Genomic DNA, 13,980 nt, shown 5'->3' with positions numbered 1-13,980 from the left:
GCGAGCGCTCCCCACCCACGTTCGTGCAAGCGCGTAGGAGACCCACGTGATAGGCCACGCAGAGAACCCGAGAGCCGCTGATGCGCCCATCGCCGTCGTCGGCATGGGATGCCGCCTTCCCCGCGACATCGACTCGCCCGCCGCGCTGTGGCGGCTGCTCGAGGACGGCCAGGACGCGGTCGGCGAACCGCCGATCACCCGCGCAGGGCAGATCGCCTCGGCTCCGGTCGGCGCCGCCGGGGCGATGCCGCGGTGGGGAGGCTACCTTCGCGACGTCGCCGGTTTCGACGCCGACTTCTTCGGGGTCTCGGGCAAGGAGGCCGACGTTCTGGACCCCCAGCACCGGCTGCTCCTGGAGGTGACGTGGGAGGCACTCGAACACGCCGGATTCCCCCCGGAGCAACTGGCCGGAACCTCCACGGGACTGTTCTCGGGCCTGAGCTACACCGACTACATGGAGTCCCTCGCCGGCCAACCCAGCGAACTCGAGGGCGCGATCCTGACCAACGGGCACTGCGTCGCCCCAGGGCGCATCTCCTACCTGCTGGGCCTGCAGGGCCCCTGTGTCGCACTGGACACCGCGTGCTCGTCCTCGCTCGTGGCGGTCCATCTGGCCTGTCAGGCCCTGCGCAACGACGAGTGCGATCTCGCACTGGCCGGCGGCGTCACCCTCATGCTCGGCGCGAGGACGACGATGTCCTTCGCCCGCATGGGGATGCTCTCGCCCACCGGTCGCTGCCGGACCTTCGACGCCGCCGCGGACGGCTTCGTACGCGGCGAGGGCTGTGGCGTCGTCGTCCTCAAACGTCTGGAGGACGCGCTGCGGGACGACGACCGCATCCTGGCCCTGGTCCGCGGTTCGGCCGTCAACCAGGACGGTCGCTCCGACGTCCTGGCCTCGCCCTCCGCCGAGGCCCAGCAGGCCCTGTACCACCAGGCCCTCGCCCGAGCCGGAACCGACCCGCGCGAAGTGGGCCTGGTGGAGACGCACGGCACCGGCACACCCGTCGGCGACCCCGTCGAGTTCTCGAGCCTGGCCGCGGTCTACGGTGTGGGACAGGGCCGCTGCGCGCTGGGTTCGGTGAAGACGAACGTGGGCCACCTGGAACCGGCGGCCGGAGTCATCGGCCTGATCAAGGCAGTGCTCTGCCTTCAGCGCGGGCTCGTCCCGCCCAACCTGAACTTCACCCGCTGGAACCCGGCCATCAACGCCCAGGGCACCCGCCTGTTCGTCCCCACCGAGCTGGCCGCCTGGCCCACCCTGACGGCCTCGCGACTGGCCGCCGTCTCCTCCTTCGGCTTCTCCGGGACCAACGCCCACGTGATCCTCGAACAGGCCCCCACCCGCAGCCGCGCCGCCGTCCTCCCCAGCGCTCCCACCACCGGCACCGCCACCAACGCGGACGCCGTCCCCGTCGACACATCGCCACCGCAGGAACAGACCACCCCGCCCCACGTCCTCCTCCTGGCCGCCGGCTCCCCGGACGCACTGCCCACCGCCGCCGCACGCCTGGCCCACTGGCTGGAGGCCGAGGGAGCCGCCGTGCCCCTGCACGACATCGGCCACACCCTCGCCCTGCGTCGTTCCCCCGGGCACGGCCGGCTCGGGGTGGTGGCCGGCTCCCGCGCCGAGCTGACCCACGCCCTGCGTTCCTTCGAAGCCGGCCAAGCCCACCCCGGCGTCGTACGCGGCCACGTGGGCGCGGGCGTCAGCCGCCGCCCCGTCTGGGTGTTCTCCGGTCAGGGCTCGCAGTGGCAGGGCATGGGACACGGCCTGCTCCGCCACGAGCCGGCCTTCGCCGAGGCCCTGGCCGAGGCCGATGCGCTGATCACCGCCGAAACCGGGTTCTCCGTCCTGCGAGCCGTCCGCGACCGGGAACACATCAGCGGCTGCGGCCGCGTGCAACCCGCGCTGTTCGCCCTGCAGGTCGCCCTGGCCGCCACCTGGCGCGACCACGGGGTCGAGCCGGCCGCCGTCATCGGCCATTCCATGGGCGAGGTCGCGGCCGCGGTCACCGCCGGAGCACTCACCCTCGCCGACGGCGTGCGCGTCATCTGCCGACGATCCGCTCTCCTCACCCGCATAGCCGGGGCCGGCGCCATGGCGAGCGTCGGCCTCGACAGCGCGACCATCGAGAACGAGCTCGCCGCCATCGGCGCCGACACGGTGTCCGTGGCCGTCGTCGCCGCGCCCGACTCGACCGTCGTCGCCGGCCCCGTGGCCGCCATCCGGGACCTGAGCGCCACCTGGCAGGCCCGCGAAGTCGTGGTACGCATGATCGACGTCGACGTCGCCTCGCACTGCCCCCAGGTCGACCCGCTGCTCGCCGACCTCGCCACCGCCCTCGCCGGGCTCACCCCCGGCCAACCGGCCATCCCCTTCTACACCACCGTCCTGGACAACCCCCGCGCCACCCCCCTCTTCGACGCCGCCTACTGGTGCGCCAACCTGCGCCGACCCGTACGCTTCCACGCCGCCGTGGCCGCGGCCGCCGCCGACCGCCACCAGGTGTACGTGGAGGTCTCGCCACAACCCGTCGTCACCCACCCCCTCGCCAGGAGCCTGACCGGCCTGCTCCACGAGCCCGTGATCCTGCCGACGCTGCGCAAGAGGGAGGACGAACGCACCACCTTCCGCACCCAGCTCGCCGCCCTGCACTGCGCGGGGGTCAGCGTCGACTGGTCCCGCCTCTACGCCGACGGCCACCTGACCGACGTACCCGCGCTCACCTTCGACCGCCGTCCCCACTGGACCGACGTCGCCCCGCCCCGAGCGGCCTCCCAGCACGCCGAACGCGCACCCGCCGCCCTGCCGGGCACGCACACCGACGTGCCCGGCGACCAACCGCGCCACACCTGGCACGCCGACACCGGCACCGACGTCCTGCCCTGGATGGCCGACCACCGCGTCCACGGCCAGCCGGTCCTGCCCGGCGCCGCCTACATCGCCCTGGCCCTGACCGCCGCCGGCGAGGCCCTCCACGGCGCCGCGCACGATATAGAAGCGACCGACATCCACTTCCGCGAGCTGCTGCACCTCGACGCCCGCACGCCCGTCGGAACGACCGTCACCCTCACCGGCACCGACCGCGCCGCCTGCGAAATCTTCGGTCAGGACAAGGACGGAGCCTGGGTGCGGCAGGCGACCGCCGAGCTGCGCCGCATCGACGCATCCCCCCGGAAACCCGCGTTCTCCGTGGCCGCACTGGCCGCCGACCACCACGTCGTCCTGGATCCGCACGCCCTCTACGCGAGCCTGCGCGCACGGGGCCTGGAGCACGGCCCGGCCTTCAGCGGCATCACCGAACTGCGCAGCTCCGCCCAGGGCGACAGCTTCTGGGCCCGCGTGACGCTGCCGGCCCCGGCACAGAGCGCCCGTCACGGCCTTCGGATCCACCCGGTCCTCCTGGACCTGTGCGCCCAGCTCGTCGTCGCCGGCCTGATCCACGAGTCAGGCCACGGCCTGGTGCTGCCCGTCCACGTGGGGGCCGTGCGGATCCTCGGAGCTCCCGAGGACGCCCGCTACGCGCACGCCCGGCTCACCCACACCACTGCCGACAGCATCGTCGGAGACGTGCGGCTGCTGGACGAGGCGGGAAATCCCCTCGTCGAGATCGACGCACTGCGCTTCATGCGCCACGGCGGGGGAGCCCGCGAAACCGTCGACCGGTGGTTCCTCGAAACCCAATGGCAGCCCGTGCCGCGCCGGGAGCGCCCCGAACCCGCCGACCCGGGATCCTGGCTCGTCATCGGCGAAGCGGACGGATCCGCCCGGACACTGGCGGACGCCCTCGACCACGCCGGGGCACGCGCCGAGGTCCTCGACCTCCCCGTCGACGCCGCCACCCTCCCGCAGCTCAAGCAGACCATCACCCGGCACTGGGACTCCTCGCCCGCACCGTGCGCCGTGGTCCTCCTGTGCGCACCGCCCGCGCCCGAGGACGACACCGACGCGATCGCACTGCGCCGCACCCGCCGCCTGCTCGCCGCCGCCCAGAGCACGATCGCGCACAGCGGGCCCACACGCCTGTTCGCCGTCACCCGATCCGCCCACGATCCGCAGCCGGGGCAACCCGCCGACCCCGCCCAGAGCGCCGTGCGCGGACTCGTACGCGTCCTGACACACGAACACCCGGAGCTGCGAGCGACCCTCATCGACGCCGACCGCGCTGACGTCGACCTGCACCGGCTCGCGGCCGAACTCCTCACCGACCCCCCCGAGGACGAGATAGCCCTGCGCGGGGACGCCCGCCACATCGCCCGGCTGGCCTACACCCCCCTGTCCGAAACCGAACGCGCCACTGCTGTCACCCGCACCGTGCGCTACGGCATCGACCGCTTCCAGCTCCACGCGGAGCGGCTCGGCGACCTCGACGCCCTGCGCCTGACCACCACCCCACGACGGGCCCCCGGCCCCGGAGAGGTCGAACTGCGGCTCCACGCCGCGGGCGTGAACTTCCGCGACGTGCTCACCGCCATGGGCATGCTGGCGACCGACGAGGAAGCTGGCTACCGCATCGGCTTCGAGGCCACCGGCGTGATCACCGCCGTCGGACCGGGCGTCAGGCACCTGTGCGCCGGCGACAGCGTCCTCGTCGTCGACGTGCGGGGCGGTCTCTTCACCACCTTCACCACCGTGCCCGCGGCCGCCGTCGCCCCCATCCCGGAGGGCCTGTCCGCGGAGACGGCCGCCGGCCTGCCCATCGCCTACCTCACCGCCTGGTACGCACTGCGCCACGTCGCCAGGCTCAGCAGCGGTGAGCGTGTCCTGATCCACAGCGCCACCGGCGGGACCGGACTGGCCGCGATCGCGGTCGCGCGGCGCCTGGGCGCCGAGGTGTTCGCCACCGCCGGCAGCGAGGAAAAGCGCCTGTACCTGCGTGCGATGGGCATCCCGCACATCATGGACTCCCGCTCGCTGGACTTCGCCGAGCAGACCCGCGCCCTCACCGGGGGAGAGGGGGTCGACGTGGTCCTCAACTCCCTCTCCGGGCGAGCCATCAGGGCCGGGCTGGAGACGCTGCGGCCCTTCGGCAGATTCGTCGAGCTGGGTGTGCGCGACATTCTCGCCGACACCCCGCTGGGTCTCGCACCACTACGGCACAACATCACCATGAGCACGGTCGACCTCGTCGAGCTCCAGCACACCCGCGCGGACACCTTCGCCGAGGTGATGCGCGAGGTCTTGGCGGAGTTCGACCGGGGCGCCCTCACCCCGCTGCCCTGCCGCACCCATCCGCTCGCGCAGGCCTCCGATGCCTTCCGCCTCATGGCCGGTGCCGGGCACATCGGCAAACTGGTCCTGACAGTACCCGGCGAAGGCAGCACCACTGCCGTACTGCGCGAAGCGCCCTCACCGGTCCGAGCGGACGGCGCCTACCTCATCACCGGAGGCCTGCGCGGCGTCGGCCTCGCCACGGCCCGCTGGCTGGCAGACCAGGGCGCCACCCACCTCGTTCTCAACGGACGGACACCGCCCTCGGCCGACACCGAACGGGTCCTCGCCGGACTGCGCGAACGGGGAACCCGCGTCAGCGTCGTGCTCGGTGACATCGCCCAGCCCGGGGTCGCCGAGCAGCTGGTGGCCGAAGCCACCGCCGACGGCGGGACACTGCGCGGCGTCATCCACGCCGCGATGGTCCTCGACGACGCTGCGGTGGCCAACATCACCGACGACCAGCTCGAACGCGTCTGGCACCCCAAGGCCACCGGTGCCTGGCGTCTGCACCAGGCCACCGCCCGGCTGTCGCTGGACTGGTTCGTCCTGTACTCCTCCATGGCGTCCCTGTTCGGCAACCCGGGCCAGGGCGCCTACTCGGCCGCCAACGCGTGGCTCGACGCGTTCGCCACCTGGCGCACCGCCCAGGACCTGCCCACGTTGGCCGTGAACTGGGGGCCCTGGGGCGAAACCGGGGTCGCCACCGGCTTCGCGACCCGCGGCTACCAGACCATCCCCACCGCCGAGGGGCTCACGGCCCTCGCGGCGCTCCTGACCCACAGCCGCGTGCGCACCGGTGTTGTCCCCGGCCCGCCGGACACCTGGATCCCCCCGGCAGGCCGGAAGTCCTCCCTTTTCGCGCTCCTCATGCCCGAGGCGCCCGACACCCCTGCGCAGACGGTCTCGCAGGATGCCGCGCGCGACATCCGGGGCGAGCTGCAGTCCGCGGAACCCGGCCTCGCCCGCCGCACGGTCCTCGAGGACTACCTGGCCGAACACATCCGCACCGTCCTGCGACTGGGGGCCAGCACCCTGGACCCGCAGACCCCGTTGAAGGCACTCGGGTTCGATTCCCTGCTCCGCATCGAACTGCGCACCCGCCTGGAGGCCTCGCTCGGCGTCAGACTCGCCGGCGACTTCGTCGCGGCCCACCCCACCCTGGCAACTCTCGCCGACGGCCTCGCCCAGCAGATCGGCGTCAGCCTGACCGCCGACGCCTCTCCGGCTCCCCCCGACGGCACCGCATCCCCGGCCGTGGACCTCATCGGTCCCCGCCCACCACAGCCGGCCGAGTCGCCGGACGCCCCGGTCGGCACCAGGCCTCCGAGGAAGAAATCATGAGCGCACTCCAGGCTGCGAGCGCGCCGAACCGCCGACGGACCGTGAAGGACGGGATCCCGGCTTCGCCGGGGGAGTGGAACCAGGGGACGGACATGACCACCACAGACTCGCCGAGCATGGACGCACGTGACGTACAGGGACGGCACATCTCCATGTTCGTGTTTCCGGAGCCCCATCAACTGCAGCCCGTGCGCCGCGCCGTGAAGGCAATTCTCAGCCACTGGGAGATGGCGCACCTCACCGATGACGCCGAACTCCTGACCACTGAGCTTCTGACGAACGCGATCCGGCACACCGACAGCGAGCAGCCGATCCGGGTGACGATCGCGCTCGACCAGCGGTGGCTGTTGATCGGTGTTCGAGACCGCTCGACGGCCGTTCCCCGAGCGCACCAGGCAACCACCTGTCAAGAAGGCGGGCGCGGCCTGCTTCTGGTCGAGAGCATCGCCGGCTCCTGGGCCTGCCGTTTCCATCCCGACGGAACCAAGACCGTCTCCTGCCGATTGTCGTTGTGAGACGGCGCGCGTCGTGTCCCACGCCGGCTGCCACCAGCCGCACCGACTGCCGGTTCGCCCCCCGCTTGCCGGGTGGGGGGCGGGGCGGCGAACACCGGTTTTGCGGCATGAACGATTCACCGCCAATCCCTGTGTGCGCACGATTCTGGCGTCCTTCAATATGCAATTCTCGCAATGCTCGGCAAAACTCCGCAGAGGGGTGGCTTGTGCCGCTGATTTCGCAGGTCGGAGGCGGTGATCCTTGCCAGTATGACGGTGGCTCAAAATCTCTGAAATTACCCATGACATATTTCAGCAGAAACGTTTTCTCCCCTGGGGGGCGGTTGGGCCACGTGCTATATTTCGACCATGTCTCCCGGTCGTCGCTAATTCAAGGCACTTTGTGGTGGTGAAGTTCGACAGTTAGGGGTTTGGGTGCTCAGCTCAGAGGAGTACAGAGAGGTTTGCACCCTGCGTCGCCAGGGTTGGTCCGTCTCGGCGATCGCCCGATGTCTGGGGCGTGACCGCAAGACGGTCAGGGCCTATCTCAACGGAGAGCGGACCGTAGGGGTCCGAGCGGTGGCCCATAACGAGTTCTTGCGATTCGTCCCGTACTGCCAGCAGCGGCTCGACGACGATCCGCACCTGCGGGCGAACGTTCTTCACAGCGAGATCGTCGAGCTGGGCTACGACGGCGCCTATTCGACCTTCACCCGCGCCCTGCGCAAGTATCTGACGCGGCCGCGCTGCGGACTCTGCCACCCGGGCAGGGCCAGCCCCACCCGCGGCACTACGGAGGACGTGCAGTTCGACTGGGTGCAGCTCCCGGCCCCGCCGGTCGAATGGGACTACGGGCGCCAGGCGTACCTGCTCATGGGTTCGCTCACGCGATCCGGCCGCTGGCGGGCGGCCCTGACCGACGCCAACGACCTCCCGCACTGCGTCGAAGCCGTGGACCAGGTACTGCGTCGGCTGGGCGGCACCGGTGAGCGCTGGTTATTCGACCGGACTCCTCCCGTCTGCTCACCGGCCGGCAAGGTGACCGCCGCCTTCCACGAGATCGCGATCTATTACGCCGCCTCCATCGCGATCCGCCCGCGGACGGGACCGTCCGTCCCCGCCACCCGTGCCCGCCGCTCCATCGTCCTTCACTGGTGGGACACCACGGCCGGCGATCTCGGCATGCAGGCGGCACAGGACAGCCTCGACCGTCTCGCCGAACGCTCGGACGGCTGGCGTCGACGGGCAGGCTGCGACGCCCGGGCTTTGCTGCCCCTGCCCGCAGTCCCGTTCCCGGCTCGCATCTGCGTTCAGCGCAGGGTCGATCTTCACGGACTCGTGTCGTTCGAGGGCAACTTCTACCTGCTCCCCGCAGATCTCGCCGGTAGCGAGGTAGGGATCCGCTGGCGGCTGGACGAACCCCACCTGTCGATCACGACCACCCGCGGGGCGGTCATCGCGTGCTTCCTGAGGGCCCCGAGAGGGGCAGGCCACACGGTCGCCGGGCGCAGCGGCTCCGTCACTCTGGAACGGCCCACCCGGACCTTCGGTGCGAGGGCGCAGACCTGCACGGCAGGCAGAATCCTCCGCCCACGGTCCCGGGCCGCCCTGGCCGAGGCCCAGGCCCTGGCCCGGTACGACGGCGAGGAGCCCACCAGGCCGCTCCCTCGCACCGCGGAGCAGGAGGCGGATCCGCTTCTCCCACGCGGAGCCGATTCCGGTGCCGCGTATCCACAGCGATCGGAGCGGACTGCTGAGGGCCGACGAGCATCCCAGCACCGTCTTCCGCCCAGGTCCGGCCACGATCGTGATGTCTTCCAGCGGTGAAGCGGTGCCTGCGGCCCACGGTCGGGGCCCTGCGGGGCCCTACGGGGGTGAGGACGGAGGAAGCTGGCTTGTCGGCGGTGGGCAGGGTGAACCCGGCGCTGCCACAGGTGACCAGAAAGGCGAGCGCCAAACACCTCAATGCCGACCTGACTTTACGGGGGTCAGCTGATGCGGCTTGGCGGGCGCACCATCGTCCCGCCAGCCGGTCATTCACATAGCGCGCTCCAGGAAATGCTTCGCACGCCCGCCAAAGGGGTGATCCCCCTTGGGCAACATGGAGTACACACTGCACATTAGCGATTACTGACAGTGCCGCCAGGCTGTTTGGGGCGGCTTCCGCTGTCCCTCGACCACGCCATTGCAGGAGGTCTTCCCGTGCGTATCCACCGCGCCCTGGGCGCCGTCAGCACAGCCGCCAGGTCGTCCATCGCCGGCGCATCCCGCGAGCACGCCAGAGCGCAGAGCACCCCCACCACTCTCGCCCCTGCTGCGGCCGGGCGTCCGCGACACGGCATCATCGTGGCGCGTCTGGCCGTCCTGCTCGGCCTGATGACCGCGCTGCTCGGCACATCGGTCGCGCCCGCGAGCGCCGCGCCGGGCGACCTGTTCAGCCCGGTCACCGTCGTCAACTCCGCCACCAGCGGCCACCTTCTCCCCTGGGGATTCGGCGACGACCACGACGACAACATCTGGGTGGTCGCCTGGAACAGCGCCACCCGCGGCGACCAGTGGACGTTCGAGGAGCTGTTGAGCGGCTACTTCCTCATCCGTAACAACGCCACCGGCAAGTGCCTCAAACCCGCCCCCTTCACCTACTTCGGCAGAACGTACGTGACCCAGGCCAGCTGCAACGACAGCTTCGAGTTCCAGTGGGGGCTGGAGCACTCGGTGTTCACCAACCTGTACAAGATCGTCAACCGTTCCACGCGACAGGCCATGACGCCGATCCAGAACCTGCCCGAGCAGGTCGTGGTGCTGGACACCAACAGCAACGACGCCAAGAACTGGTGGTCCCTGACCAGTATCTGACCAGGCGACACCGAGCAGTCCTCGTGGGGCAGTAGTCGGGATTAGGCCCGGCTGCTGCCCCATGTTGCGCGCCACCCACGCCGGCGGTGACGGCGGCGGCCACCTCGGTGGGCTGGGACGGGACGGCGGTGACGGGCTGATTTCTTCGGGGTGGATGGGCACCGCGCTTTCGGCGGGATCGGGGGCCACTGGATTTTCAGTGGGTTTGGGCGCCACCTGGTGTGATGGTGTGTGACATGCCGCTTTCGGAGTAATCGGGGTACGCAGGCCGTTCGGCCCGTCACGCTGTGCTTGTCGATCACGGTCCGGGTCAGGGAGACCGCTGGTGCACAGGTCGCGTGAGGCGTTGTTCGAGAGGATCCGGCGGGCCCGGTGCGAGCAGGGGCGGTCGGGCCGGGGGATGGCGGTTCGGTTCAAGGTGTCGCGGCGAACGACGACTACCCAGCCCCCTCGGTCGGTCGGCCTCAACCGCAGGCGTGGACGGAGCCGTCTGTCGCACGCGTTCTATGCCATGCTCCTTGCCCTCACGTCCGTGCTGGCCTGGGTCGTGACCGGTCCGTCCGAGGCCGCCCGGGCCGCGACTGCGTGTACGGCGAGTCTGTGCGTCCTCAATGCGAGTGCTGCGGACGCCCTGTACGTCCACCCCGGCAGCGTCCAGGTCACCGGCAGTATCCTGGTCGACTCGACGAACAGTCAGGCCGCGCTCGTCAGTGGTGCCACCTCGGTCATCGCGAACGGGGGCACCATCGGCGGCCCGGCGGCACCGGCCGGCTTCGCCACGTCGAGCGGCGGCTCGTACAGCCCGGCCCCGACCAACCAGCCCGCCGGTACCGACCCCTACGCCGCCTTGGCCCAGTGCCCGGCCGCGTCGGCCTGTCCTTCGACGCCGACTCCGCCGTACCCCTCGGTCAACCATGTCTCGGGGAACCAGACGATCAGTCCGGGGGTGTACTCCAGCATCTCGTCCCTGGCCGGCACGCTCACCCTCAATCCCGGTACGTACGTCGTCACCAGCGGCTTGACGATTTCCGGCGGGAAGGTGAACGGCACGGGAGTGACGATCTACCTCGCCTGCCCGTCCTACCCGACCGCGTGCGCGGCGGGCACCAGCGGTGCGGCCTTCACCAACCAGAGCGGAGGCAAGATCACTCTCAGCGCACCGACCACGGGGGCCTTCACCGGTCTTTCGCTCATCGCCGACCGCAACAACACCGCGGGGGTCTCGGTCACCGGAAACGGCACCTGGCTCACCGGTGGCGGTGTGCTCTACACCGCCGCGGGGAAGCTGACGGCCTCATCCGGAGGCAAGGCCAGCTTCACCGGCGCGGTCGTGGACAGCGTCGAGACCAACGGCAGCAACAGCTCCCAGATCACCATCATTCCGACCACGGGCACGTTGTCGATCAGCGTGCCGACCACCGCAGGCCTGGGCAGCGCGGCGCCCGGGGGCACCCTCAGCGCGGCCCTCGGCACGGTGACCGTCTCGGACCAGCGAGGACTGAGCACCAGCACCTGGACAGCAACGGTGTCCGCCACGAACTTCACCACCGGCGGCGCCACGTCCGCCGAGACGATCACCACCTCGAACGTCTCCTACTGGTCCGGAGCCGCGACGAACACGAACGGGACCGTGACGGCCACGCCGGGTGAGAGCAGTGCCTCGGCCGCGCAGGCGCTCAACAGTGCGAGAACCGCCTTCACCTCCACCGGCAGCGGGAACAACTCCACGAGCTGGATCCCCACGCTGGTGGTCAACATCCCCGCCGCTGCGGTTCACGGCACCTACACGGGCACCGTGACCCACTCCGTCGCCTGATGGCGCCGTCCCCTGCCGATGAGCCCGTTCGGGCCTGTCGGGTTCAGCTCACCCGCATGCGGCGAACCGTCCAGCCGCAGGCGACCAGGAGAAGGACGGCGGACACGCCCGCGGCCATGCCCGGCGTCATCGATCGGGAGTCCGCCGTGTCCGGCGTGACCGACGCGCCGGCCTGGGAGCCGCTGGGGAAGGTGACGGTGGCCGTGGCGGTGCGTCGGATCAGACCGCTGGCGAGTGTGAGGTGGACCTTCCAGGGGCCGTCGGGCAGCTTCCTGTCCAGGAGGACAGTCACGGGCTCGGTCTCGTCGATGCCGAGCGTGGTGCCGAGGTTCACCGTGAAGGGACCGGCGCTGAGGGATCCAGGCCCGTCGGTCATCGACATCGATCCGGTCAGGTCGAGGGCACGCTGACCGGTGTTGTGGACCTTGGCCACCAACTTCGGCGTACCGTCGGGCGCGCGCGCGGGAGTCAGCTCCTCGATCCGGAAGTCGGACGGCGGCTCGCCTCCGGGACCGACGTCGAGGTAGATCCGCGCTCCCACGCGGTTGACCAGGCGGACGTTCGCAGCCGGGCCGGCAAGGCCCGCGACCTGTGCCCAGAAGACTGCGTACCGCTCGCCGGCGGACGCGTTCGACGGCACCCGGACGCTGACGCGGACCACGGCCGTGCCGTGCGCCGGGATGTCACGCACGGCGGTGGACGGCGGCGTGGGCGGCCGGGTGCCCGGTGCGCCGCAGTCCGTCGTCTTGCTGGATACATCCGCATCCGAGACACAGTCGTCCACCGAGACCCAGGTCGTGAGCTCGTTCTGGGTGCGATCGGCATCGACGGTGAAGGTGCCGCTGTTGACCGCGGCGGAGCCCGCGTAGAGGTCGACATGCTGGTCGACGTCGGAGGTGTTCGTCACCAGCAGCCGGCGGTGGATGACGCTGCCGGGCGCAAGGTGGTCCACGATGTACATATGTGCGCGAGGGTCGGACTCACGGTCCCGGGGCGCGTCGAGCAACTTGAGGCCGATGCTGCCCTCAATGGTGGGAGGCGGCGTCTGGTCCGGGCCTTCGGCTGTGGCGGTGCCCGCGCCGCAGACCAACGCGAGCACCGCTGCGGCCGTACACCACAGGCCCGCCGAGCTACGCGATCGAATGTGTCACCGTCCCGGTGTAGGTGCCGTTCACCGCGCTGGCAGGGACCGCGACGACGAGCGTGGGGTTCCACGTCGCGGAGTTGTTGCCGGTGCCCGCGGTGAGGCTGTAGGCGGTGCGGCTGACGTTGAGGCTCTGGGCCTGGGCGGCCGTGGCCTGGCCGGGCGTGAAGACGCCCAGGCCGGTCGTGGAGCTCGCGGTTCCCGACCAGTAGGAGATCGCGCTGGCCGGGATCGTCTCCGCGGCCGTGCCGCCGCCCGTCGTGAAGCTGGTGGAGATCGCGGACGCGGTCCAGGCCGCCGTGAGCAGGGCTCGGGAGTCGGTGACCGTGACATTGCCCAGTTGTCCGCTGATGGAGTTTCCGGGCAGTCCGCTTCCCAGGCCCACCGGGCCGGCGGGGACCGAGATCGCTAACGAACCACCCGAGACGGAGAACGTGACCGCCGTGTCTCCGGGCGCGGCGCTGGCCACTCCGGTGTTGGCGACAACCATCGCGGCTCCGGCGGCCACGGAATATCGGATACGCATGGGCTCTCCTCGTCCAAGCCCGGAACAGCAACCGTCCGGGTATCGCCCCAGTGGCGACCCCTAGTGATATCCGTACGCGCACAGCGGCTAAACGTCATTCCTCCGTCTGGTCGAACGCGACCATGGAAGGGAGCCCGGCCGGGTCGGGCCGGGAGACGAACGCATCATCGACAGGCGGTGAGGATTTGCGAAATGCAGTCATATGAGATGCGCGCTCATGAATTCCGAAGAGAGAAGTCCGAGATTCCGCTCCATCGTTTGTTTTTGACGCCAGCTCAGTGGGGATTGTACGTGCGCAGCGTGATGACGAATGTGATGTCGTCCTGAGCCGCGTGTCGCGGCACCGGGCGGCTGCCTCGCCTCTCTTCCCTCCAAGCCCGACGCCGGTGATGCGTGTCATGCCGGCGCTCCGGCTCCCGCCGTGCCCTTCAGGAAGGTGTCTCATGTCCCACCGTCCTGGCCGCCTCAGGCGGCTCTACCGTGCGCTCGTCGTCCTGGCCCTGACGGCCGCTGTCGCAGCGCCCGGCACGGTCGCCTTCGGCGACTCCCCGCACCCCCCTCCCAAATCCCTGCGCCCGTGGGTGA

General features: G+C 70.6%; 7 protein-coding genes. 5 read left to right on the top strand and 2 right to left on the bottom strand.

The window, feature by feature from the left end:
* Positions 1–46 precede the first annotated feature (46 nt).
* From ACWCXH_RS23705 to ACWCXH_RS23685, 5 genes are all read left to right on the top strand, one after another.
* Positions 47–6,559, top strand: coding sequence for an SDR family NAD(P)-dependent oxidoreductase (locus tag ACWCXH_RS23705; protein WP_449803461.1), 6,513 nt, complete (start codon positions 47–49; stop codon positions 6,557–6,559).
* Entirely contained in the window at positions 6,556–7,074 is a 519-nt protein-coding gene (locus ACWCXH_RS23700) for an ATP-binding protein (RefSeq protein WP_449803460.1), read from the top strand. The genes ACWCXH_RS23705 and ACWCXH_RS23700 overlap by 4 nt, the downstream gene beginning before the upstream one ends.
* Before the next feature lie 414 nt (positions 7,075–7,488).
* Positions 7,489–8,880, top strand: coding sequence for a Mu transposase domain-containing protein (locus ACWCXH_RS23695; RefSeq protein WP_449803459.1), 1,392 nt, complete (start codon positions 7,489–7,491; stop codon positions 8,878–8,880).
* Between the two features lie 375 nt (positions 8,881–9,255).
* Complete coding sequence (locus ACWCXH_RS23690; protein ID WP_449803458.1) at positions 9,256–9,909, top strand: RICIN domain-containing protein; 654 nt, start codon at positions 9,256–9,258, stop codon at positions 9,907–9,909.
* 511 nt (positions 9,910–10,420) lie between these two features.
* A complete protein-coding gene (locus tag ACWCXH_RS23685) occupies positions 10,421–11,725 on the top strand; it encodes a hypothetical protein (protein ID WP_449803457.1) in 1,305 nt (434 codons plus the stop codon).
* Between the two features lie 43 nt (positions 11,726–11,768).
* Here the strand turns inward: ACWCXH_RS23685 and ACWCXH_RS23680 are convergent, their stop codons facing one another.
* Positions 11,769–12,824 carry a peptidase gene (locus ACWCXH_RS23680; protein WP_449803456.1) on the bottom strand — a complete coding sequence of 352 codons (1,056 nt, stop codon included), beginning with the start codon at positions 12,822–12,824 and terminating at the stop codon, positions 11,769–11,771.
* Positions 12,825–12,855: 31 nt separating this feature from the next.
* Positions 12,856–13,395 carry a hypothetical protein gene (locus tag ACWCXH_RS23675; protein ID WP_449803455.1) on the bottom strand — a complete coding sequence of 180 codons (540 nt, stop codon included), beginning with the start codon at positions 13,393–13,395 and terminating at the stop codon, positions 12,856–12,858.
* Positions 13,396–13,980 lie beyond the last annotated feature (585 nt).

It is taken from the genome of Kitasatospora sp. NPDC001660 (assembly GCF_053596725.1).
The sequence above is the reverse complement of the archived record's forward strand: the minus strand, read 5'-3'. Positions and strand labels throughout refer to the sequence as shown.

Bases quoted from the DNA above. Each gene is read 5' to 3' on its own strand.
- ACWCXH_RS23700 (WP_449803460.1), top strand. From the start codon at position 6,556: ATGAGCGCACTCCAGGCTGCGAGCGCGCCGAACCGCCGACGGACCGTG.
- ACWCXH_RS23685 (WP_449803457.1), top strand. From the start codon at position 10,421: ATGCTCCTTGCCCTCACGTCCGTGCTGGCCTGGGTCGTGACCGGTCCG.
- ACWCXH_RS23675 (WP_449803455.1), bottom strand. From the start codon at position 13,395: ATGCGTATCCGATATTCCGTGGCCGCCGGAGCCGCGATGGTTGTCGCC.